The sequence below is a fragment of the Polynucleobacter necessarius genome (assembly GCF_900095185.1).
Taxonomy (GTDB): domain Bacteria; phylum Pseudomonadota; class Gammaproteobacteria; order Burkholderiales; family Burkholderiaceae; genus Polynucleobacter.
On sequence record NZ_LT606948.1, the window covers coordinates 584216 to 606492 of the forward strand.

At 44.6% G+C, this 22277-nt stretch carries 27 protein-coding genes and 4 pseudogenes; 17 read left to right on the forward strand and 14 right to left on the reverse strand.

Going from position 1 to position 22277, the window contains the following annotated elements:
* The 9 genes and pseudogenes from dksA to gatC form a co-directional block, all read right to left on the reverse strand.
* Entirely contained in the window at positions 1–378 is a 378-nt protein-coding gene (gene dksA, locus DXE31_RS03360) for an RNA polymerase-binding protein DksA (RefSeq protein WP_174222266.1), read from the reverse strand.
* 213 nt (positions 379–591) lie between these two features.
* Positions 592–909 carry a GTP-binding protein gene (locus tag DXE31_RS12780; RefSeq protein ID WP_415077803.1) on the reverse strand — a complete coding sequence of 106 codons (318 nt, stop codon included), beginning with the start codon at positions 907–909 and terminating at the stop codon, positions 592–594.
* Positions 815–1629 (reverse strand): annotated as a pseudogene (locus tag DXE31_RS03365) (CobW family GTP-binding protein). Before DXE31_RS03365 ends, DXE31_RS12780 begins: the two are co-directional and overlap by 95 nt.
* Before the next feature lie 70 nt (positions 1630–1699).
* Positions 1700–2701 (reverse strand): tyrosine recombinase XerC, encoded by a 1002-nt coding sequence (locus DXE31_RS03370; RefSeq protein WP_114697805.1) that lies wholly within the window; start codon positions 2699–2701, stop codon positions 1700–1702.
* The gene (locus DXE31_RS11070; RefSeq protein ID WP_231969324.1) at positions 2682–2924 is read right to left on the reverse strand and encodes a hypothetical protein; all 243 of its coding nucleotides are present in this window, start codon (positions 2922–2924) and stop codon (positions 2682–2684) included. The genes DXE31_RS03370 and DXE31_RS11070 overlap by 20 nt, the downstream gene beginning before the upstream one ends.
* A gap of 27 nt (positions 2925–2951) precedes the next feature.
* Positions 2952–3263, reverse strand: coding sequence for a DUF484 family protein (locus DXE31_RS11075; RefSeq protein WP_231969325.1), 312 nt, complete (start codon positions 3261–3263; stop codon positions 2952–2954).
* An 82-nt stretch (positions 3264–3345) separates the two neighbouring features.
* Positions 3346–4827, reverse strand: a complete 1482-nt coding sequence (gene gatB, locus DXE31_RS03380) for an Asp-tRNA(Asn)/Glu-tRNA(Gln) amidotransferase subunit GatB (RefSeq protein ID WP_114698637.1) — start codon at positions 4825–4827, stop codon at positions 3346–3348.
* Complete coding sequence (locus tag DXE31_RS03385; RefSeq protein WP_114697806.1) at positions 4827–6134, reverse strand: amidase family protein; 1308 nt, start codon at positions 6132–6134, stop codon at positions 4827–4829. The genes gatB and DXE31_RS03385 overlap by 1 nt, the downstream gene beginning before the upstream one ends.
* Positions 6131–6424 (reverse strand): Asp-tRNA(Asn)/Glu-tRNA(Gln) amidotransferase subunit GatC, encoded by a 294-nt coding sequence (gatC, locus tag DXE31_RS03390; protein WP_114697807.1) that lies wholly within the window; start codon positions 6422–6424, stop codon positions 6131–6133. The genes DXE31_RS03385 and gatC overlap by 4 nt, the downstream gene beginning before the upstream one ends.
* A 61-nt stretch (positions 6425–6485) precedes the next feature.
* Between gatC and DXE31_RS03395 the strand changes: the two genes are divergently transcribed.
* Genes DXE31_RS03395 through rodA form a run of 5 tightly spaced genes read left to right on the forward strand, consistent with a single transcriptional unit; the run spans position 6486 to position 12059 of the window.
* A complete protein-coding gene (locus DXE31_RS03395) occupies positions 6486–7529 on the forward strand; it encodes a rod shape-determining protein (RefSeq protein ID WP_114697808.1) in 1044 nt (347 codons plus the stop codon).
* Between the two features lie 24 nt (positions 7530–7553).
* A complete protein-coding gene (mreC, locus tag DXE31_RS03400) occupies positions 7554–8489 on the forward strand; it encodes a rod shape-determining protein MreC (protein ID WP_114697809.1) in 936 nt (311 codons plus the stop codon).
* A complete protein-coding gene (mreD, locus tag DXE31_RS03405; protein WP_114697810.1) occupies positions 8486–9010 on the forward strand; it encodes a rod shape-determining protein MreD in 525 nt (174 codons plus the stop codon). The genes mreC and mreD overlap by 4 nt, the downstream gene beginning before the upstream one ends.
* 8 nt (positions 9011–9018) lie before the next feature.
* A complete protein-coding gene (gene mrdA, locus DXE31_RS03410; RefSeq protein WP_114697811.1) occupies positions 9019–10926 on the forward strand; it encodes a penicillin-binding protein 2 in 1908 nt (635 codons plus the stop codon).
* Positions 10908–12059 carry a rod shape-determining protein RodA gene (gene rodA / locus DXE31_RS03415; RefSeq protein ID WP_114697812.1) on the forward strand — a complete coding sequence of 384 codons (1152 nt, stop codon included), beginning with the start codon at positions 10908–10910 and terminating at the stop codon, positions 12057–12059. Before mrdA ends, rodA begins: the two co-directional genes overlap by 19 nt.
* Positions 12060–12156: 97 nt before the next feature.
* Here rodA and DXE31_RS03420 read toward each other — a convergent pair whose 3' ends face one another.
* Positions 12157–12441, reverse strand: a complete 285-nt coding sequence (locus DXE31_RS03420; protein ID WP_162785527.1) for an HU family DNA-binding protein — start codon at positions 12439–12441, stop codon at positions 12157–12159.
* A 635-nt stretch (positions 12442–13076) separates the two neighbouring features.
* Here DXE31_RS03420 and DXE31_RS11080 point away from each other — a divergent pair.
* The 3 genes and pseudogenes from DXE31_RS11080 to DXE31_RS12035 form a co-directional block, all read left to right on the forward strand.
* Positions 13077–13478, forward strand: a complete 402-nt coding sequence (locus DXE31_RS11080; RefSeq protein WP_231969564.1) for an aspartyl/asparaginyl beta-hydroxylase domain-containing protein — start codon at positions 13077–13079, stop codon at positions 13476–13478.
* A complete protein-coding gene (locus DXE31_RS12030) occupies positions 13433–13543 on the forward strand; it encodes a hypothetical protein (RefSeq protein ID WP_269460580.1) in 111 nt (36 codons plus the stop codon). The genes DXE31_RS11080 and DXE31_RS12030 overlap by 46 nt, the downstream gene beginning before the upstream one ends.
* A 14-nt stretch (positions 13544–13557) precedes the next feature.
* Positions 13558–13731, forward strand: a pseudogene (locus tag DXE31_RS12035) (aspartyl/asparaginyl beta-hydroxylase domain-containing protein); the annotation flags it as partial.
* Between the two features lie 261 nt (positions 13732–13992).
* Here the strand turns inward: DXE31_RS12035 and DXE31_RS12785 are convergent.
* Positions 13993–14217, reverse strand: a pseudogene (locus tag DXE31_RS12785) (DUF167 domain-containing protein); the annotation flags it as partial.
* A 94-nt stretch (positions 14218–14311) separates the two neighbouring features.
* Between DXE31_RS12785 and can the strand changes: the two are divergent.
* The 4 genes and pseudogenes from can to DXE31_RS10185 all read left to right on the forward strand — a co-directional run bounded on the left by can (position 14312) and on the right by DXE31_RS10185 (position 16519).
* The gene (gene can, locus DXE31_RS03440; protein WP_114697815.1) at positions 14312–14983 is read left to right on the forward strand and encodes a carbonate dehydratase; all 672 of its coding nucleotides are present in this window, start codon (positions 14312–14314) and stop codon (positions 14981–14983) included.
* A gap of 1 nt (position 14984) precedes the next feature.
* A complete protein-coding gene (locus tag DXE31_RS11090) occupies positions 14985–15215 on the forward strand; it encodes an LpxL/LpxP family acyltransferase (protein WP_231969326.1) in 231 nt (76 codons plus the stop codon).
* A 269-nt stretch (positions 15216–15484) separates the two neighbouring features.
* Positions 15485–15888: pseudogene (locus DXE31_RS11095) on the forward strand (LpxL/LpxP family acyltransferase).
* Positions 15889–16183: 295 nt separating this feature from the next.
* Positions 16184–16519, forward strand: a complete 336-nt coding sequence (locus DXE31_RS10185) for a hypothetical protein (protein WP_197712126.1) — start codon at positions 16184–16186, stop codon at positions 16517–16519.
* A gap of 175 nt (positions 16520–16694) precedes the next feature.
* Here DXE31_RS10185 and DXE31_RS12040 read toward each other — a convergent pair whose 3' ends face one another.
* A complete protein-coding gene (locus DXE31_RS12040) occupies positions 16695–16829 on the reverse strand; it encodes a hypothetical protein (RefSeq protein ID WP_269460581.1) in 135 nt (44 codons plus the stop codon).
* Here DXE31_RS12040 and DXE31_RS03455 point away from each other — a divergent pair.
* The 3 genes from DXE31_RS03455 to DXE31_RS03465 all read left to right on the forward strand — a co-directional run bounded on the left by DXE31_RS03455 (position 16791) and on the right by DXE31_RS03465 (position 17844).
* Complete coding sequence (locus DXE31_RS03455; RefSeq protein WP_231969530.1) at positions 16791–16970, forward strand: hypothetical protein; 180 nt, start codon at positions 16791–16793, stop codon at positions 16968–16970. The genes DXE31_RS12040 and DXE31_RS03455 overlap by 39 nt on opposite strands.
* A gap of 71 nt (positions 16971–17041) precedes the next feature.
* Positions 17042–17350, forward strand: a complete 309-nt coding sequence (locus DXE31_RS03460) for a protein kinase family protein (RefSeq protein ID WP_114697817.1) — start codon at positions 17042–17044, stop codon at positions 17348–17350.
* A gap of 116 nt (positions 17351–17466) precedes the next feature.
* Entirely contained in the window at positions 17467–17844 is a 378-nt protein-coding gene (locus tag DXE31_RS03465; protein ID WP_162785528.1) for a hypothetical protein, read from the forward strand.
* On the opposite strand, the gene DXE31_RS03470 is transcribed toward DXE31_RS03465, so the two are convergent.
* Positions 17845–19173, reverse strand: a complete 1329-nt coding sequence (locus tag DXE31_RS03470; protein WP_114697819.1) for a dicarboxylate/amino acid:cation symporter — start codon at positions 19171–19173, stop codon at positions 17845–17847.
* A 102-nt stretch (positions 19174–19275) separates the two neighbouring features.
* Between DXE31_RS03470 and DXE31_RS03475 the strand changes: the two genes are divergently transcribed.
* Entirely contained in the window at positions 19276–20013 is a 738-nt protein-coding gene (locus tag DXE31_RS03475) for a pseudouridine synthase (protein ID WP_114698638.1), read from the forward strand.
* 56 nt (positions 20014–20069) lie between these two features.
* Positions 20070–21698 (forward strand): peptide chain release factor 3, encoded by a 1629-nt coding sequence (locus DXE31_RS03480; RefSeq protein WP_114697820.1) that lies wholly within the window; start codon positions 20070–20072, stop codon positions 21696–21698.
* Positions 21699–21955: 257 nt separating this feature from the next.
* Here the strand turns inward: DXE31_RS03480 and DXE31_RS03485 are convergent, their stop codons facing one another.
* A complete protein-coding gene (locus DXE31_RS03485) occupies positions 21956–22192 on the reverse strand; it encodes a DUF2798 domain-containing protein (protein ID WP_114697821.1) in 237 nt (78 codons plus the stop codon).
* Between the last annotated feature and the right edge of the window lie 85 nt (positions 22193–22277).

Sequence of the window (22277 nt, forward strand, 5' to 3'; positions counted from 1 at the left end):
TTATTCGCCAAATAATTTTTGACGGAGTTCGCGACGCTCTTGAGCTTCAAGAGACAGATTAGCTGTAGGCCTTGCAATTAAACGGTTTAAGCCAATTGGCTCGCCCGTTTCTTCACACCAACCGTAGTCGCCGGACTCAATACGCGCCAATGCTTGCTCAACTTTTTTCAGCAACTTACGCTCACGATCACGTGTCCGCAATTCTAGAGCATGCTCCTCTTCAATCGTTGCGCGATCTGCCGGATCAGGAACCAAAATATTTTCACGCAAATGCTCTGTTGTTTCAGATGCATTTTTCAAAATGTCTTCTTTGAGGGTCCGTAATTTTTGGCGGAAAAAGTCTAGTTGCGCAGCATTCATGTAGTCCTTATCGGACATTTTGAGTAATTCTGTTTCAGTGAGCGGAGTGCCTTTTGCAACCTTGGCACTCGCTGCTTTACTGCTCGTTTTAGCAGTAGCCACTGATTTTGTTGCTGTTTTTACCGTCATCTCATTCTTTCCTAGATTTGAAGCATTATTGCCTCATTCTGCCAAACTCTTTTACAGCCTTAATTAATATTGACCGTGGCGGCGGATTGTACCCGAATCTTCCTAGGCCAACCAGCCCTCAAGCCCAGTCAATAGGGTGTCCTTAGGTAAATCAATACCTATAAAGAGCATTCGGGTTTGCTTTGGTTCTGTACCCCATAGACCTGCCAAATCGCTCCCCATCATCTGATGCATCCCCTGAAACACCACTTTCCGGCTGCCTCCCTTTACATAAAGCACTCCTTTGAGCGCAACCTCTTCTCGCCAAAGCCCTCCAAAATGCCCCCTAGAAGTCCTCCAATTTTTTATGATCAAAGGGTTTATCACTACGAAAAACGAAGGATTGAATGCGGTCTGTATGGCCTGCATGACCATGGTCATGGCCACACGTACTGTGATCGTGGTCATTGGAATGATCGTGACCACAATTTATGTAATCATGATCATCCTGCTCCAGGAAGTGTGGATCAATATCCAGCTTGGCATTCAAATTAAAGCCTTTGAGATCCAAAACCGCATTCAAAGGCACAACGCCATTAGAGATACCTGCAATCGGCGCGCTCAGATTCATATGCATAAGGCGATTGCGCAAAGCCTCAACCTCACCAGGCCTAACTAAGTCAGTCTTGGTGATGAAGATATGATCTACAAAGTCGACTTGGCGCTGAGCCTCCTCATGCTCATTCAATTGCTGCTGACCATACTTGACATCCACCAAGGTAACAACAGCCTCTAAAACATAATGATCTGCAACATCATCATCCATACAGAAAGTCTGAGCTACGGGTCCAGGATTAGCAACCCCAGTAGCCTCAATTAGCACCCGATCAAAACTGATCTTCTTTTCCTTACGTTGCTCAAAAAGTTCGTTTGGTGCCTCAACGAGATCGTCACGCATGGTGCAATGCAACCATTACTCATGTGCACGATATTCTCTTGGTTGTCTTGCACCAAGATATCGTTATCAATATTTTCCTCACCAAATTCGTTCTCGATTACAGCAATTTTTTTACCGTGCTCTTCAGTCCGAATATGTTTCAGCAATGTAGTTTTGCCACTTCCTAAGAAACCCGTCAAAATCATTACCGGGATTAATGCCATGAATAATCCAATCAAAATCTAAAAGCCGTGTTTTCCCAAACTGGGGAAAACTTTTATCTTACCGAGTTCCTCAACTTTTACCAGCCTTTGCGCGTGGGTGTGCTTTGTCGTATACCTGAGCAAGGTGCTGAAAGTCTAAAGAGGTATAAATCTGAGTGCTGGCAATACTTGCATGTCCCAACATCTCTTGTACCGCTCGCAGATCCTGCGAGGATTGCAACACATGGCTTGCAAAACTGTGGCGCATCATATGGGGATGGACGTGGGCTGGCAAACCGGCGCGCATAGCTAAAGTCCGCAAACGCGCCTGTACCGTTCTCGGAGACAGGCGTTTACCTGTCGCGGATAAAAATAAAGCCACTGATTGCTCTTCATAAGTTCCGGCATCACGCAGCTCCCTCCAGGCTGCAAGAGATTTCATCGCAGGCGCACCAACTGGCACAGAGCGACGTTTACCCCCTTTACCTAAAACCGTTACCTCAGCAGCATCCCAGTCGAGCCAGCCAGCAGATTCATGTTGGCGATCTTTGCTTGGCATGATATCAATACCCAAAAGCTCAGATAGACGCAAACCAGAGGAATACAGCAAATCAATAATGGCTGCATCTCGGATAGACTCCAAGTCATTTTTTTCTTGAGCCTCTTTAACGGCTTGATTTACCAAGGCCAGAGCTTGCTCAACCGATAAGGCCTTTGGCAAAGATTTCAGGCGTTTTGGTGCTTTAACGTCAACGACCGGGTTAGCAATCAGATTGCGGGCTACCTTACCCGCTCGAGCATCGCGTCTCGCATCCTTCTCAGTCAACCAGTCATACCAACCCCGCCATGCAGAAAGTGTCCTAGCAATGCTTCTTGAGGATTTACCTTTGGAATGTAACTTACCAGCCCAACGGCGCACATGGCCATTGCTGACTTTTAAAAGCTCGATCGAGTCCTCTAAAGCAAAATTTTGAAGATCGCTCAAATCCATGCCATACGCTTTGAGCGTATGCGATGAGAGGTGACGCAATACATGCAACTCATGCAAATACTCTTGCATGAGTGGAGGTAGATCAGTCGCGTTTAATTTCATAAGCCTGGATGCGATCCAAAGCTGCTGCAGTTAATTCAGCGATCTGACGTAAATAAAAGGCACCCATATCTGCTGTAAAACGCGACTCGCCTTTGCTAGCCAAAAGTAGAACGGCTGGTGATTGATTAATCCCAATGCTATTTCCTAGAGATAAGCCAATACCTACCATGCTTTGCCAATCAGGATCCATCTGCGTTTGACTGGCTAATAGCTCAATACTCACGGGAGCCAATTCTTTTGCTGAGCCACATCAAGGCGTATCCACCCAGGGGCCAAAGGCTGCATTAGGTGGCAACAGCTGTGCGGACTCCACCTCACATACTTCTGCTTTGATATTTGCCTTCATTAATCGCAGTAACCAAGCAACTAAACTCTGCTGGGTTTTATCGTTGTGACTGCCAAAATATAGCATCTCACTTAAGCGGCGATTCAGCTCTTGATTCTGGGTGCGAAGCACTGTCATCCGACGCTCTTGTAAAGAGATGGTGCGATCTTCATGTAGGTGCTTAATCCGTATCTCATTCAAGAGATCGGCATAGCGCTCAAAAAAGCCTGGTGTCACACGTCACCACTCGGCAACCAACTCTTCTTGCTCGGCCTGCTTAAAATCAATTGCGTTCATCTATCTCGTTCTTAAAATACGTTTAGCAGCTTAATGAGCTTAATTTTTTGCGCAATAGTTCATTCACCTGACCAGGATTGGCTTTGCCTTGCGAGGCTTTCATGATCTGTCCAATCAAGGCATTGAATGCTTTTTCTTTACCAGAGCGGAACTCTTCAACAGACTTCTGATTAGCGGCTAAAACTTGATCAATGATGGCTTCAATGGCTCCGCTGTCGCTAATTTGCTTCAAACCCTTGGCATCAATCACTTGATCAACAGTGCTGAGAGCCTGACCTGCGATCGCTTCCTCCCAAAGAATGGCAAAAATATCTTTGGCAATCTTATTGGAGATAGTTCCATCTGCCACGCGCGTTAATAATGACGCTAAGTGCTCTGCTTTTAAAGGTGCGTCTGCTGTTGCAATACCAGCACGATTGAGTGAGGAGGCAAATTCACCGGCAATTAAATTGGCAGCTGCTTTTGCCAATGGCTTACCCACGATTCCTAATAAGTCTTCAAATACTTTGGCAGTATCACGATCTTGTGTGAGTAACTGCGCATCGTATGCGCTTAAACCAAATTCGCTTTGCCACTGTTCGCGCAATTGTGCAGGCAGGGCTGGCATCTTGCTACGCACATCCTCAATCCACGCACTATCAATCACTACCGGCAACAAATCAGGATCTGGGAAATACCGGTAGTCGTTAGCATCTTCCTTACTGCGCATACTTCGCGTCTCGCCACGATCGGGGTCGTACCAGCGCGTTTCTTGAACAACGGCTCCACCATCCTCGATGAGCTCAATTTGACGTCGCACTTCATATTGAATCGCTTCCTCCAAAAAGCGAAAGGAATTCAAGTTTTTAATTTCACAACGAGTACCAAACTCAGCTTGACCTTTAGGTCGAACGGATACGTTAGCATCACAACGGAAAGAGCCTTCTTGCATATTGCCGTCACATACTCCCAGCCAAACCACCAAGCTATGCAATGCCTTGGCATAAGCAACCGCCTCTGCAGCACTGCGCATGACGGGCTCAGTCACGATCTCTAAAAGAGGTGTGCCAGCACGATTTAAATCAATTCCGCTGGAAGGTTCGCCATGCGGACCAATAAAACCCTCTTCATGAACAGACTTGCCCGCATCTTCTTCCATATGAGCGCGGGTGAGCTGCACTACTTTTACCTCATCACCGACCAGAATCTCGACCTGACCACCAACAACTACCGGAATTTCCATCTGACTAATTTGATATCCCTTAGGCAAATCAGGATAGAAATAATTCTTACGTGCAAAGATGCTCACTGGTGAAATTTTGGCATGCACCGCTACTCCAAAGCGGATTGCATGCGCAACCGCTTGACGATTGAGTACCGGCAAAACTCCGGGCAATGCAAGATCCACTGCGCAGGCTTGTGTATTTGGCTCTGCGCCAAAACGCGTACTAGCACCACTAAAAATCTTTGATTGTGTTTGCAACTGTGCGTGGGTCTCAAGACCAATAACAATTTCCCAGTGCATCATTCCACCTCACTTGCTTGACGCAAATGCCAGTCACTGGCTTGCTGATATTGATGGGCCACTTGCAACAAACGCGCCTCAGAAAAATAATTACCAATCAATTGCATGCCAATGGGTAAATTGCTTGCATTAAATCCACATGGAACGCTCATTGCAGGTAGGCCCGCTAAGTTTGTGGAAAGTGTATAAATATCTTCACGATACATTTGCACAGGATCTTTAGATTTTTCCCCTAAGCGCCAGGCTACATCAGGTGCCACAGGGCCTAAGATAAGATCACACCGATCAAGAGCTGCTTGCAAATCTGCCGCAATAATGCGGCGAATTTTTTGTGCCTGCAGATAGTAAGCATCATAGTAACCATGGCAAAGCACATAGGTTCCAATCATGATGCGACGCTTCACTTCAGATCCAAAACCTTCAGTCCGAGATTTCGTATACATATCAGCCACATCTCGATATTTATCTGCGCGATAACCATAACGCACACCATCAAAACGACTCAGATTGCTCGAAGCCTCTGCTGGCGCTAAAACGTAATAGACTGGAATCGATAACTTTGTTTTAGGCAAACTGACCTCAACCAAAGTTGCGCCCAAGCTTTCTAAAAGCTTAGCAGCCTCATGCACAGACCTTGCAACATCACCTGCCAAACCATCTGCAAAAAATTCTTTTGGCAAACCCACGCGCAAACCTTCTAATGGTTTTGCAGGATTCGAATTACTTTCTTGCCAATGTTGATTGAGATAGCGCCCAGAGCCGCCTGTATCGGTCCCGGTCGCAATTGGCGCTAGGCCGGCAGCAACAGCTGCCGCTGAACCGCCAGAAGATCCTCCAGCAACATGTGCGGCGTTCCAAGGATTTAAGACGGGTCCAAAAGCAGAATTCTCATTGGAGGAGCCCATCGCAAACTCGTCCATGTTAGTTTTGCCCAGACAAACCATGCCTGCCCCATGGGGATTGTTTTCATCTGGAATTCCCAAATTTGCAACCACAGCGGCATCAAATGGACTCTGATATCCAGCCAATATTTTCGATGCCGCTGTTGACTTCCAACCTCGAGTTACAAAAACATCTTTATGGGCCACGGGGATGCCGGTTAATTTACCAGCTTTACCATTCGAAATTAAGTGATCTGCTTTATTTGCTTGCTCTAAACTTAAGTGGGCATTCACATCCAAGTAAGCATTCCACTGCTTGCCGGCGTCAATACGATCTAAAAAGTACTGAGTTAACTCGCTGCTGGAAACCTCTTTTGCAGCTAACGCTTTTGCCATTAAAGCGATAGGTGTGTTGTGCCAACTCATTCGATCACCCTTGGCACTAAGAAGTAGCCCCCCTGCTCCGCAGGGGCTGATTGCATATTTTCAGCACGATGGTCCGATTCCGTGACTTGGTCGACACGCATGGGCTGAGCTAAATCACGCAAAAAGAGGATTGGGTGGGCCAAAGACTCAAGACCAGTTGTATCAACGGCCTGCATTTCCTCAACCAGAGAAAAAATTGCCTGTAATTGAGGCAAAACTGCCTCAGCTTCTGCCTGATTTAACTCAAGCCTAGAACGGTGCGCAATGCGCTGGACATCATCAAGTTTCATGGGGCGCTAGAGTATCATTCCTATATATTTTTATTAACACTTTCTATTTTCCCACTACATCATGTTTGGTTTTTTCCGAAGCTACTTTTCCAATGGCCTAGCCATCGACCTAGGAACCGCTAACACCTTAATTTATATGCGTGAGCGGGGTATTGTCCTCGATGAGCCCTCTGTTGTGGCGATTCGCCAAGAAGGTGGTCCAAACGGCAAAAAGACCATTTTGGCCGTCGGCAAGGAGGCAAAAGCGATGTTGGGTCGCGTTCCAGGAAATATTGAGGCAATTCGCCCAATGAAAGATGGTGTTATCGCCGACTTTACGATTACCGAACAAATGCTTAAGCAATTTATTAAGCTCGTGCATGAAAGCAAATTATTAAAACCAAGCCCAAAAATCATCATTTGCGTTCCTTGCGGATCTACACAAGTTGAACGTCGCGCAATTCGTGAATCTGCTCTAGGTGCTGGTGCATCAAAAGTATTTTTGATTGAAGAGCCTATGGCTGCTGCAATTGGTTCTGGTTTACCAGTTTCTGAAGCTGCTGGCTCCATGGTTGTTGATATCGGTGGTGGCACAACTGAAGTTGGTGTGATGTCATTAGGCGGCATGGTTTACAAAGGCTCCGTGCGCGTTGGTGGCGATAAGTTTGATGAGGCCATTACTAATTACATTCGTCGTAACTATGGAATGCTAATTGGCGAACAAACTGCGGAGTTAATTAAAAAAACTATTGGCTCTGCTTTTCCTGGTGCTGAAGTACGCGAGATGGAAGTAAAAGGTCGAAATCTCTCTGAAGGTATTCCACGTAGCTTTACTGTTACTAGCAATGAAATTCTCGAGGCTCTAACCGATCCGCTCAATCAAATCGTGACTGCAGTCAAAGCTGCTCTTGAGCAGATACCACCTGAGCTGGCATCCGATATTGCTGAACGCGGGATGATGCTTACTGGCGGTGGCGCCTTATTGCGCGATCTCGATCGACTATTGCTTGAAGAGACTGGTTTGCCGATTCATGTTGCCGAGGATCCCCTAACCTGCGTGGCACGAGGTTGTGGTCTCGCACTTGAGCGCATGGATAAGTTAGGCGGAGTGTTCTCGCAAGAGTAAGCGACATATACGTCGACTGGGGAATTGCAACATAGCGCACCACCACTTTTCAGACAGGGCATTCCGGCCTTACTTAAACTGATTGTTTGCCTGTCGATCAGCATCGCACTGATGTTGATCGATTTTCGTTTCCAAGCACTCGACCCTATTCGCAATAATGTCAACTGGATTTTGCGTCCACTTGAGTATGTGATGATGACACCGCGCAATGCGTTTGAGGCAACGTCTGAATATTTCACGACGCGCGCAACACTAGATCAAGAAAATCAAGTGATGAAGGCACGACAAGCAGAACTCTCTCTGCTGGCAAACCAATCTGAATTTTTGATGGTGGAAAACCAAAACTTACGTGAGTTGATGGACTTGCAAAAACAAGTCCCCTTCAAAACATTGCCAGTAGAGATTTTATTCAACCCACCAAATCCAATTTCTCAACGTATCATTATTAATCGTGGCAGCAATGATGGGCTCAAGCTTGGCAATCCCATTGCTAACGACTCTGGCATATTAGGCCAAGTGGTCCGTCTTTACGAGCGCTCTGCCGAGGTGTCCTTGCTTGAAGATCGTGATTTTGCGGTACCTGTCCAAGTAGCCCGCAATGGACTTCGTGCCGCAGTATTTGGGGCAGGTCGTGGCAATCCATTAGACCTTCGATATCTTCCCGTCGCAAGTGACCTCGAAGTGGGGGATATTTTATTGACCTCAGGAATTGATGGCGTTTACCCCCCTGGATTTGCAGTGGCCGTTATTAGCAAAATTGAGCGCAATGTTGATAAAAACTCATCTAATGTATTTTGTATGCCCGTAGCCGCAGTTAATCGCTATCGTCAAGCTCTAGCCCTTTTATATGACCCTCAATTCGACGCTAAAGCACCGAGTATTAATAACAAAGCCAACTCTGGTACACCGCTAACCAACACACCGGGTAGACGCCAAACTCGCGGGCGGGGAACGCAATGATCGATTTCCAGAGTGGCTATATTCTGCGCCCGGTAGACCCGGTCTTTATTTATTTCAGCCTCTTTTGTGCGTTGCTATTAAATCTCTTGCCAATTGGCAACTATGGTTGGGTGCCTGATTGGTTAATTTTATGTATTGTATTTTGGAATATTCATCAGCATCGTTATGTCAACGTCATTACCGCCTTCATTCTCGGTTTATTGATGGATGTTCATAATTCAGATCTTTTGGGTCTGCATGCATTTAGCTATTCTCTGGTTGCTTATGTAGCCATCTCTTGGCATAGACGTATTGTGGCTTTGACGGTTCTATCTCAAGCACTGCATCTACTTCCTGTTTTTATATTGGTATCACTTTTTCCTGTGCTGGTGCATTGGTTGCTCAGTGGAGAACTTTACTGGTGGGCTCTCACAGGAGCCATTCAAGCGCTGATTGAAGCAATGCTTTGGCCATTAGCAACACGTGTACTGCTTGCACCACAGCGCCGCCCAATAGACGTTGATCACAATCGACCGCTCTGAGAAGTAATATGGTTTCTTTTAAAAAGCCAGGCCTCGTCTCATTTCACGAGCGAATTCATATTGCGACTCTCTTTGTCACATTTTGCTTTTTACTGCTCATTACTCGACTTGTATGGCTGCAACTCATTAGCCATGGAAAATATGCGCTATTGGCAGAGAACAATCGCATCGCATTAGTACCGGCGCCAGCAAATCGTGGCCTTTTAATTGATCGTAACGGCATTGTGATTGGCAGAAATTATTCGGCCCTCACTTTGGATGTAAATGCCGAAGAAATAAAAGGTAATGTAGATCAACTAATCAATGATCTTTCTGAAATCATTGATATTTCTCCTAGAGATCGTCGAAATTTCACAAGATCCTTGGAGGATTCACGCAATATGGGCACATTTCCCCTGCGTTCGATGCTTACCGAGACTGAAACAGCCCGTTTTATGGCTAACCGCTACCGTTTTCCGGGCGTAGAAATCCGCGCTAGAAGTTTCCGAGAGTACCCCTATAACGAATTAGCCTCACATCTTATTGGTTATATCGGACGAGTTTCCAAAAAAGATAAGGAGCGCATGCAGGCCGAAATAGAGGGCTCTAAAGCGGATGATCCCAATGCATTGCAGACCTCATTTTTACCCGGCATTCAGCATGTCGGAAAGATTGGCTTAGAACAAAGCTACGAAAATGTTTTACGTGGTGTACCTGGATACGACCAAGTAGAAATTACTGCGGGCGGCAAGCCAGTGCGTACGCTTTCCAGCTCTCCATCGATTCCCGGTAAAAACGTGGTGCTCTCTGTAGATATCAAGTTGCAATATTTAGTTGAACAACTTTACGGAAATTTTCGTGGTGCATTTGTAGCGATTGAGCCTGAAACTGGTGATGTATTGGCATTTGTTTCTAAGCCTACCTTTAATCCCAATGATTTTGTTGAGGGTATTGATTCGGTTACTTGGAAAGAGCTCAATGACTCTCCGCAAAAACCCCTCTATAACCGACCACTAAAAGGGATTTACCCTCCTGGCTCTACTTACAAACCATTTATGGCACTGGCTGCTTTAGAAACTAAAAAGCGCACTCCGTCACAAACGATCTCGGATCCTGGTTACTTTGATTTTGGCAACCATACATTCCGCGACGATAAAAAAGGAGGTCACGGAATTGTGGACATGCAAAAGTCAATAGTGGAATCTTGTGATACCTACTATTATCTATTAGCACGCGATATGGGTGTCAACATGATTCATGACTTTATGAAGCCCTTAGGCTTCGGACAGATCACCGGCATTGATTTGCAAGGAGAGGCTAGAGGGGTTCTACCATCAACCGAGTGGAAGAAAAATACTTTCAAAAAGCCAGAGCACCAAAAATGGTACGAAGGTGAAACGATTTCTTTGGGAATTGGCCAAGGTTATAACGCTTTCACTATTTTGCAATTAGCGCACGCCATGGCTAATTTTGCTAATAATGGCATCGTGATGAAGCCTCATCTAGTGAAGGCGATTGAAGATCCATTCACTCGCAATCGTGTACTAACAACTCCAAAAGAAAGCTATCGCATTGATCTGAATCGCGATAATATTGCGCTTATCAAAAAAGCCATGCTTGAGGTGAATATCACCGGTACATCTGCAGCAACATTCAAAGATGTAGGATATCAAGTTGGCGGAAAGACTGGTACAGCACAAGTCTTCAGTTTGAATTCGAAAGAATATAAACATAACGCCACTGCAGAAGTTTTGCGCGACCATGCTTTATATATTGCATTTGCTCCAATAGATAAACCCACCATCGTGATTGCTATGGTTGTGGAAAATGCTGGCTTCGGAGCGCAACATGCTGCACCGATTGCACGTAAAGCACTGGACTATTACATTGAGGGCAAGTGGCCTAAGGAGATTCCCGAATGGAAAAGAGCCCCTTAATCAAAGTTCAAGGATTTTTCTTTGACATTTTTGCTGGACTCGATCGCCAGCTAGGCCTTATATTGCTTGGCTTAGCGGCTGTTGGTTTTTTTACCTTCTTGTCTGCAAGACAAAATACTCCCGTGCAAATTGCAGATGAGTTACGTAATCTTGCACTGTCATTTTTAGTGATGTGGACTGTCTCGCGTATTCCGCCTAAATGGTTAGAGATGGGTGCAGTTTGGATTTATGGATTAGGCGTTGCTCTCTTAATCGCAGTGGCTGTATTTGGATTAATCAAAAAAGGTGCACGTCGTTGGCTCAATCTTGGTGTCGTGATTCAACCATCAGAAATTATGAAAATTGCGATGCCGCTCATGCTTGCTTGGTACTTTCAAAAGCGGGAAGGCATTCAAAAATCTTGGGACTATGGTGTTGCCGCCATTATTCTGGCAATCCCTGTTTTTCTGATTGCGCGCCAGCCCGATCTAGGAACTGCCCTACTAGTATTTGCAGCTGGCTTTTACGTCATCATCTTAGCTGGTCTACCTTGGAAATGGATTTTGCCGTTTGTGGGTCTTGGTGTTATTGGTATTTTGTTAATTATTATTTTTGGTAGCGCGATCTGTGCCCATGATGTGGTTTGGCCGCTTGTTCATAACTATCAAAAACATCGCGTATGTACTTTGCTAGATCCCACCAGTGATCCCTTAGGCAAAGGCTTTCATACCATTCAATCGATGATTGCGATTGGTTCTGGTGGATTCTTTGGCAAAGGATGGTTTCACGGAACACAGGCACATCTAGAATTCATTCCAGAAAAACATACTGACTTTATATTTGCCGTTTTCTCAGAAGAGTTTGGCCTTCTGGGCAACATCATATTAATTGCATTATTTTTTGACCTCATTAAAAGAGGGCTTGCAATTTCTGCGAGTGCTCCTAATTTGTTCACCCGACTTTTAGGTGCTTCTGTTACCTTAATTTTCTTCACCTATGCGTTTGTGAATATTGGAATGGTAAGTGGTTTACTACCTGTTGTAGGGGTGCCGCTTCCGTTTATTAGCTACGGTGGCACAGCATTAGTCACGCTTGGGTTTGGAGCAGGATTATTGATGAGTATTCATCGTCACCGTCGCCTCGTACAAAGTTAGGCTGCAGTTGCCGCTTAATCTACCTTAAAAGATCTTGCGAACTCTTAAGGTAATAAAAAAGCCCAGCATGCCGGGCTTTTTTATTACCAAGAAAAAATTACTTCTTACGCTTGTTAACTGAATCTTTAAATGCTTTACCAGCAGAAAACTTAACAGTTTTAGTAGCAGCGATTTTGAGCGGTTCGCCAGATTTTGGGTTACGACCCATACGTGCAGCACGCTTTCCAGCTGCAAAAGTACCAAAGCCGATCAGTTGTAATGAGTCACCTTTAGTAACAGCTTTGATGATATTTGCGATAGCAGAATTCAATGCAAATTCAGCTTTGGCTTTAGAGATCTCCGCATCGTCAGCAATCGCTGCGATTAGTTCGGCTTTGTTCAAGTGAAGCTCCTTATAGATATTGATGTCAGCGCACATTACGCTTATATGATTTTAACTACAAAAACTTACAAAAATAAAGTTGCGTTACAGCAATTTTTTACTACCCCTACAAATTACCCATCCAAAACTACGATATCAGAAACGAAATACTCCGTATCGCCAAAACAAGTAGTTGGTCAACCTATGTGCTGCTCATACTTCAAAGCTACTTTTTTGACTAAGTTAGCATTTATTTTTTGCGCCACAGCATTATCACGCACCGTCAAGAAAGATTTTTCTGACATTGTCCCTGGCATGGAAACCATCGCTCTAATGCACCCTCCCAAGCTTTGCATAAATAGCCGCGATTTGAGAGTTTCTGTACATATCCTGAGCACTCTCCACTTCTGTAGCTCCAAGTGAGCATTGCCCAGGTGTAGACTGAAATACTCACTAACTTAATTAAAACAAAGCTTAAGAGCCATTTTTTATAAAGCTATTCATCAGCATTTCCTCGGTAACTCTCCACGCAAACCGTTAACGGGTCCTTACATCTTCTATGTCGAGTATATGAGCTTCCACGCCCAAGCAATAGTCTAGTTAGCGCTGTCATCCAAATTAAAATGGAGTTCATTACCTTAATTAGACCAATCCCCATGGAAATTCGGCACATTATCTTTTTTGTTTTTGTAGCATCTGCGGTTTATGTCTATTTCAGAGGCAAGGTTCGTTTTGGAGTTGTCAGATCACTGACCGACTACCAGGTGCTTTTGGCGCCAGTAAATACGCTTTTATATTTATTTTCAAAGGTTAAGCCCAGCGCCTTTATTTCAGTCTCCCAATTTCCTACGATAAAAGTAATCCAAGACAGCTGGGAAATGATTCGACAAGAAGCCCTTTCTTTGCAAGAGGGTGGTTCGATTGCTGCGGCTACCGGATATAACGATATTGGCTTCAACTCTTTTTTCGAACTGGCTGGAAGCGTTTGCACCTATGTTGGCATAGAAAGAAGGTGCCCTCAGCTCAGGCAAACTGTCCAAAGACAGTGGCGCTCTTGAAATCAATCCCTTCAGTCAAGGCAGCGATGTTTGCCTCACTACTAACCCCCCGGGAACAACTCTAGTACGTCATCGCAATCCGTATGCGGGATCTCTGCGATATCACATCGGCCTATTCACGCCAAACAATCCCAAATGCTTTATTGATGTTGATAATGAGCGCTACTTTTGGAAAGATGGTGAGGCGGTCATATTTGATGAAACCTACATTCACTATGCCGCTAATGAAACTGATCAACAAAGAATCATTTGATTTTTCGATGTCGAGCGTCCTGTATACACAAAAGTAGTGCAGCTCTTTAATCGCCGGTTTGCGCGATATGTGATGAGCGCAGCAACATCTCAAAACGTTGAAGGTGAAAAAATTGGTTTTGTTAATATTCTGTTTACCTAGTTTTACCAGCTACGCGCTCAAGCTAAAAAGTTAAAGGCAAAACATCGCTCCATATATTACATTGGTAAATGGGTTCTTATTCTAGGGATTTTGTGGGCCATTTTTTGATAGACTGACCCCTCACGGAATCAATAACTGAACAATGTGCTCCGGACTAATAGTGCCCCATATTTCCACTCGCTTCTTGCGGCTATTTTGTCCAGATACGAATTGAATTTGCTTCTGCGGCACTCTTAATTGCTTGGAAAGCCAGGTCAACAAAAGTTCATTAGCCTTGTTTTCAAGAGCTTGGGCTTGCAGGGAACTCTTTAAACAGCCGTCATGCAGTCCAACAACTTTGGTTAGTTTTGCACCCGGCTAGCAATGCAAATTGAGAATGGTTCCATGAGGAGTTTTTGTTACCCAAATAGGCGTCATCAAAGTACTTTAAACTGCAACCATGACAACGAATAATTCTCAAGCCCTTGAACAACTATTTACCAACAATCGGACATGGGCCGAAAGTATGGTTTCTAAAGATGCCGACTTCTTTAAGCGCTTAGTTTCTCAACAAGCCCCTGAATATCTTTGGATAGGCTGCTCTGACAGTCGCGTTCCAGCAAATGACATTGTGAATTTATTGCCCGGCGAGCTATTCGTTCATCGAAATGTTGCTAACGTAGTAGTTCATACAGACTTAAATTGCTTGTCCGTCATACAATTTGCAATTGACCTTTTAAAGGTGAAACATATATTAGTTGTAGGTCACTACGGCTGCTCTGGCGTGCATGCAGCTCTCGCAGATAAACGCGTGGGGCTCGCCGATAACTGGTTACGCCATGTTAAAGATGTTCACCAAAAACATGAACGATATTTGGGCGAATTACTCCCTACCGCTAAACGACAAGATCGTTTATGCGAGCTCAACGTGATTGAGCAAGTTGTCAATGTTTGCGAAACAACCATCGTGCAAGATGCATGGTCCCGGGGACAAGAGCTAACAGTGCATGGTTGGGCATACGGACTAGACACTGGTTTAGTAAATGACTTAGGAATGTCGTGTAGCTCGATCGAGGAAATGACTGAACGCTATGCAAAGTCAACTAAGCGTTACGAATCAGAGCACAACTAGTTTGCTACAAACCATTTCTAATCAAGCTGGCGTTGTTCTACTTCGACTCCTAGCGATTTTGCCCTATGAGTTATTAGTAGTCGCTATTGGCTATGGCCTGGGATTTATTGCTGCCCGCATTCCGAGTGATAGAAATCGAGTAGTTAAGACAAATCTGCACTTATGCTTTCCTAAATTCAACCCAGATGAAATTGACTCTCTAAGCAAACAGCACTGGAGGTTACTAGGTTGAAGTCTTGTTGAAACAAGCATCATTTTGTGTGGTAGTTCACATCAATTAAGCAAAGTGATTGAGGTGAAATCTGCTGTTGACCTCTCGAGTAAAACACCTCGAATCTTGGTCAATATGCACTTCACCAGCATTGAGAGCAGCATTATATTGAGCGCCCTCCTCTCCAAAGAAAAACATTGGCCGCGTACTTCAGGGTTGTTTCAAAGAATAAAAAATCCTTTTTTCAATAAAAAATTGTTGAGTGGCGCAATCGCTTTGGCGGAAATTCTATTGATCGACAGGGCAATACAAAGGAGATTATTCGTGAAATGGGTAATGGTGATTTCATCATCATCGCCGCTGACATTGATTTGGGACTCAAAGAGTCTGAGTTTGTTCCTTTTTTAGAATTCAAACCAACACTATCACCACGATTTCTCGTTTAGCAAAGATTACGGGTGCAGACGTATGCCTCATGACAACCACTCTGAAGTCAGATGAATCGGGGTATCTTGGCGAAATTGAGAAACCTTTAGAGAACTTTCCTGGGTCTGATCCAAAATCAGATACAGCGCGCTTAAATCAATATTTTGAGCAAGAAATTCGACTGCGACCGACAGAGTCCTCCTGGGTTCATAAGTGTTTCAAAAATCGACCCGATAGCGCTCCTAGCCCCTATAACCCTTCTATATAAAGGTCTTTTACCCTATTATTGAGGGATGACTGAACGCATTGGGCTCTTCGCCGATCTAGTGGAGAAAAAAGGCGATTACCATACTCGGCAATCATGATGAGGCTTTTTTTAAAAATAGTCGCAGTCAAATGAATGCTAGCAGCTAATGCTGCCATTGAGTGGACTAAATCTCAGTTAAATCATGATCATTTAGAGTTCCTACAAAATCTACCGCCAATGATTCAGGAAGAAAAAAATTTGCTTTGTCCATTCATCTGCGTACAATCCTGCCGACTAGAATTACATTACCAATAGCATGAGTGCATGGCGATGCGTCCAAAGCTCTGGAAAAAGTTATACCTTCGTAGGCCTTGCTCATGAGCAAGCCCTGTTTTCTCAAAGTGCTGTTGGTAAATTAATTCGCTTTACGCCACATCCTGGCGATGAAATTCCAGTACTACAACATCATCAGCGGGTCGGCGTGGTAGACCCTCTTTGGCAACCAAGAGATGGCAATCCAGAAGCATGCTTTGCTATTTTTGAACCGGGATCTGAAATGCTCACATTTCATCGCGTACCCTACGACCACTTCACTGCCGCAGAGAAAGTGCGACGCGCTGGACTTCCAGAAGATTGGCCAAATAAGAATTAATGGCGATCAATTCTGATATCGAAGCCCTAGACAATATATTCCACGAAGGTAAAGTAGTAGATGGTTTTGTCTGAGGAAAAGAAGTTCATCGCGGCGGTATGGCCAGTCTTTTTTCAGCAACGAAAGAAGGTGTTAATGCTCCCATTCTGCTGAAGATACCGCGTGTGGGCAAAGATCAGCCGGTAGAGAGTTTGATTGGCTTTGAAACTGCACTCACAATCTTACGCTCATTAAAGAGGGTAAGCAATGTACGATCGATGAAGTCGTTCGTATTGGCGCAGATCTTGCACAAGCCGTACAGTCGTTGCACTCACAAAATGCCATTCATCTGGACATCAACCCAGAAAATATTTTGATCGACGATAAGGGTAATTTTGGCTTATCGCATCATGCTCGATACCCGGATTTACTTGCAGAAGAAATGCGCAAGGGCGTAGGTTCTGCGCCCTAGATTTCTCCCGAACAAGTAGCCGGCATTCGATCTGACTCACGCAGCGATATTTATTCCATTGCCGCAAAATAATGTACGCATTTCTCACTGGTGAGTTGCCCTATGGTAATCCTCAAACAATGAGTGGTTTACGCAGAAGAATGTGGGCTAAACCCCTTCCTCCGCGCGCCATTCGCAGAGAAATCCAACGATGGTTGCAAGAAGTTGTGCTCCGCTGTTTATGGCCTCGAGCTGCAGCTCGTTATCAAAGTGCTGCACGCTTACGACAAGTATTACGCGATCCAGAGGGAGGGGGTAGCCCTCACACAGAACGGGCTGACCGTATTGAGCCGCTGAGCTGTTGGCAAAATCTCAAAGGCATGTTTAAGGCTCATAGTTAAGGCTCATAGCCTGCAGCCTTAAACATGCCTACGCCCAAACATGGGTCACTTTGATGCGCCGCTCATGATTACTGCAATTGAGACGCGCCAATCTGATGAAGACTTATGAGGGGCGTATGCAAGTTACTGCCAAGAATCTTTTACATGCCTACCCTGAAAGTCGACTTGCCTGCTTAAGCACGATAAGCAGTACCCCTACGTTTAAGGGTAGCCAGGAAAATGAAACGGCGAGCGGCATTGTGCGCGGCCATTTAGTGCAAGTCATGGAATGGGCCAAACCGTTAAAGCTGCTACCTGAAAGAATTTCTTATCACGTACTAGAGGCTCTCGACCCCGCCACTAGAATTTTTGAATTCGCAAAAGATAATGATACGTCACTTATTTTGAGTGGAGCCTCACACAAGCTTTCCAATAAAGTCACGCCCTGGAGCACCTCGATGACCAAGATTGTTGAAGAGGCTCCCTGCAGTGAGCAACATATTGTCAGAACGTAGTTAACGCATCTTATCCTGTTTTTGATCTAGCAAGATTTCTGGTTCCCGGGCTTCCATCAAATTATCTTTATTGAGAACCCTCGTTAATTGTTTTTGATCTAACTCTCCAGTCCATCGCGCCACCACTATCGTGGCAACACCATTACCAACTAAGTTGGTTAATGCTCGCGCCTCAGACATAAAGCGATCGATACCCAGAATGATGGCAAGCCCCGCAACAGGAACATGACCCACCGCAGATAGGGTTGCGGCAAGAACAATGAATCCGCTACCAGTAATACCTGCAGCACCTTTAGATGTCAAAAGTAAAACCAACAAAAGCGTGATCTGCTGCGTAATGGTCATTGGGGTATCTGTTGCTTGAGCAATAAATACTGCGGCCATGGTTAGGTAAATAGACGTTCCATCCAGGTTGAATGAATAACCCGTTGGTATTACTAGCCCCACGCAGCTTTTCTTGGCACCCAAAAGCTCCATTTTTTCCATCATGTGTGGCAAAACAGATTCGGATGATGAGGTTCCTAAAACAATTAATAACTCTTCTTTAATGTAGCGGACAAATTTAAAAATACTAAATCCGTTAAAGCGGGCAATTAAACCTAGCACAATAAATACAAAAAGTAGGCAAGTGATATAAAACGCCCCCATTAACTTTCCTAAAGAAAATAATGAACCAACGCCATACTTACCAATCGTGAATGCCATGGCACCAAATGCTCCCAGCGGGGCAAACTTCATGATGATTCCGATGATGTCAAAAAGCACATGGGAAAATTTCTCGATTAAATCAAAAACCAATGTTCCCCTGCCTCCAAATTTATGCAATACAAAACCAAATAGCACCGCAATAAATAGCACTTGTAATATCTCGCCTTTTGCGAAGGCATCTATCGCAGTGTTGGGGATAATATTGAGCAAAAACTCAGTGGTGCTAGCCATCTTTCCAGGGCCTGTATAAGCGTTAATGCCTTTGGTATCCAAACTAGCAGGATCGATATTCATTCCTGCGCCAGGTTGCAAAACATTCACCACTATTAGACCGACTATCAGAGCAAGTGAACTCACCACCTCAAAATACACAAGCGCCAATCCGCCTGTTTTTCCAACCTTCTTCATATCCTCCATCCCGGCAATACCTACCACTACCGTACAGAAGATGATTGGTGCAATCAACATCTTGATGCCTTTAATAAAAGCATCTCCAAGGGGTTTCATATCAACCCCTATAGAGGGATAGAAGTTCCCCAATAAAACTCCTAGAACAACAGCTGCAAGTACTTGAAAATAAAGAATTTTATAGAATGGTGGTTTTTTTAATGTAGTCGTCATTTGGGCGTCCTTTATCAACTAATGAGCGAGCAAAAACGCGATTGCTTTAATGAGATGGTACATCGACTCAATAAAAACTCTTTGATCACGGATAATGTGAGCATGGAAGAAAAGGTACGTGTCTCAAAACTACTCTCTGAGCTTGGACTTTGCTCACGTCGTGAGGCTGATTCATATATTGAACAGGGCCTAGTGACGGTAGCTGGAGAAGTAGTAAATGAATTAGGTGTTCGGGCATATCGCCATCAGAAAATTGAGTTGCAGTCTGGTGCTAGAGCACAACAAGCCTCCCGCATTACCGTCATCCTCAATAAACCTGTGGGATATATTTCCCACTATGACGATGAGCAAGAGTATCAACCTGCGGCATCCTTAATTACTCCAGAAAACTACTTCGCCAGTCCTCTAGATAAAGGCAGGAGTCCTCGTTTTCATACGAAAGGACTGGCCCCTGCGGGAAGACTGGATATAGACTCTACAGGTATGCTGGTACTCACCCAAGATGGACGTATGGCTAAATTATTGATTGGTGAAAACAGTCCGATTGAGAAAGAATACTTAGTACGTGTTGAAGGAAGGCTTTCATTTGAAGAGTTAGATCGTCTAAGACACGGTCTGTCGCTTGACGGAGTGGTACTTAAACCAGCTCAAGTTAGCTGGCAGAATGCAGATCAACTTCGCTTCGTTTTACGCGAAGGGCGCAAACGTCAAATTCGGCGAATGTGTGAAATGGTTGGACTTAAAGTATTAGGACTTAAAAGGGTCAGAATGGGACGAATCTCTCTAGGTCCGCTTCCAGCAGGCCAGTGGCGTTATGTCAGGCCGGAAGAGCAATTCTAGACGCCCCACCCGCTTATAATTTCGTCCAGTCCTAGATTAATCAACGCAAAATTACCATCGAAACCCCCACCTCCAGCTCCCCGGGCGCAGAAGTCTTAAGACGTCGCAGCTTTGCTATCATCTCTCACCCAGATGCCGGCAAAACTACGCTCACTGAAAAATTATTACTTTATGCAGGCGCCATTCAAATTGCAGGAAGTGTCAAGGCACGTAAAGCAAGTCGTCATGCTACATCCGACTGGATGGAAATTGAGAAGCAGCGCGGCATTTCTGTAGCAAGTTCTGTAATGCAAATGGAATATCGCGATTGCATCATTAATCTATTAGATACACCAGGCCACCAAGATTTTGCTGAAGATACTTATCGGGTATTAACTGCGGTTGATTCAGCCCTCATGGTGATTGATGCAGCAAACGGTGTCGAATCGCAAACCTTGCGTTTGCTCGAGGTTTGTCGCGCTCGACATACACCTATCGTTACCTTTATTAATAAAATGGATCGCGAAGTCAAGCCTCCCATGGAATTAATGGATGAAATTGAAACTGCCCTTGGTATTGAAGTGGTTCCTTTCACTTGGCCAGTTGGGATGGGCAAATCTTTTGCTGGAGTAATTGATATTGCCAACTCTCGCATGCGGATGTTCAAAGCGGGTGAAGACCGTGTCACTGAAGACTCACATGCGGTAATGGATATCAATGATCCAGCTCCAAAAAAGCGTCTTGGCGCCGATCTTGAAAACGCCTTAGCCGAAGTTGAATTAATCCAAGAGGCCATGCCTGCTTTTGACTTAGACGCTTTTCTAGCAGGACATCAATCACCCGTCTTCTTTGGCTCTGCGATTAATAATTTTGGCGTACGCGAGATTCTGAATACATTAGTTGAACTGGCGCCATCGCCGGGTTCACGAAAAGCATTACAGCGGGAAGTTAGTCCTGCGGAAAACAAATTCTCTGCAGTAATTTTTAAAATACAAGCCAACATGGATCCAGCACATCGTGACCGTGTCGCATTTTTGCGCATATGCTCTGGACGCTTTCAACGCGGCATGAAATTAAACATTTGCCGCAATAATAAAGAGGTTCGCACCAATAATGCGCTCTCCTTCTTATCGCAACGTCGTGATATTTTAGATGAGGCGTTTCCGGGCGATATCATTGGCTTACCTAATCATGGCTTGCTGCGTTTAGGGGACACACTTACCGAAGGCGAGCAGTTGCAATTTACCGGCTTACCTTTCTTTGCCCCAGAAATTTTTCGTATGGTTGAATCTGCCGATCCATTGCGCTCAAAACAATTGCGCACTGGACTCATGCAACTTGGTGAAGAGGGTGCTATTCAGGTCTTTAGGCCAATGGCGGGGGGTACCATGCTGTTAGGTGCATTTGGACAACTGCAATTTGAGGTAGTTAGCCATCGACTCCAGACGGAATATGGCGCAGAAGTCAGGCTTTTGCCAGCACGCTATAACCTAGCTCGCTGGGTTAGCGCAGATGATTCTATAGCCCTGAAGAAATTTATTCAAGAAAACATTCACCGTATGGCAGAAGATGTTGTTGGAGCCTCAGTATTTTTAGCCTCACATAAATCAGAGCTTGTTGTTACACAACAACGCTGGCAATCAATCCAATTCCATGCACTACGAGAGCATGCAAGCTTGATTTATCAGTCTGATCTATCAGGTTAATTAGCGTATCGGCTTGCAATCCAATACAACAATCACTACCTTTAAAAGAAGGTGCTTTACCGTATTGCTCACAATACGAGCTTGCCTTTATGGTTAACTGTTCAATCGATTCACCACTACTATTTAAAATAGTAACATGATGAGGGTCTGAGGCATCGGTATATAGGGCCGCACAAGCACCAAAAAAGAATGCACATCTTCTTCCTAGCAGAGAAGATTGCATTAATGTCCTCATTGTTAAATCTCTCTTATGTACTTTAATCTTGTTTTAATTCCAAAGATTTCAGAATTTTTAAGGTGATTTTGGTGGCAAACGGCCTATAAAGCAAAATACAAATAATCGCGACCGGATAGGCCACCATCCAAACTTCAAGCCATACCCAGAGAAAATTTTCTTTGAGACCAACACGAACTAATGTGATGGCTAATGTAATACTCAATGACATGAGAAGGCCCATTACAAGGGCAAATATAAGATTTGGTAGATTCATCATGATCACATCATAGCTCCCCGAGCCTGTTAACTGTTATTCTGAATTATGATCACTATTGTGCACCCGAGATAGGTGAGCCCTTTCA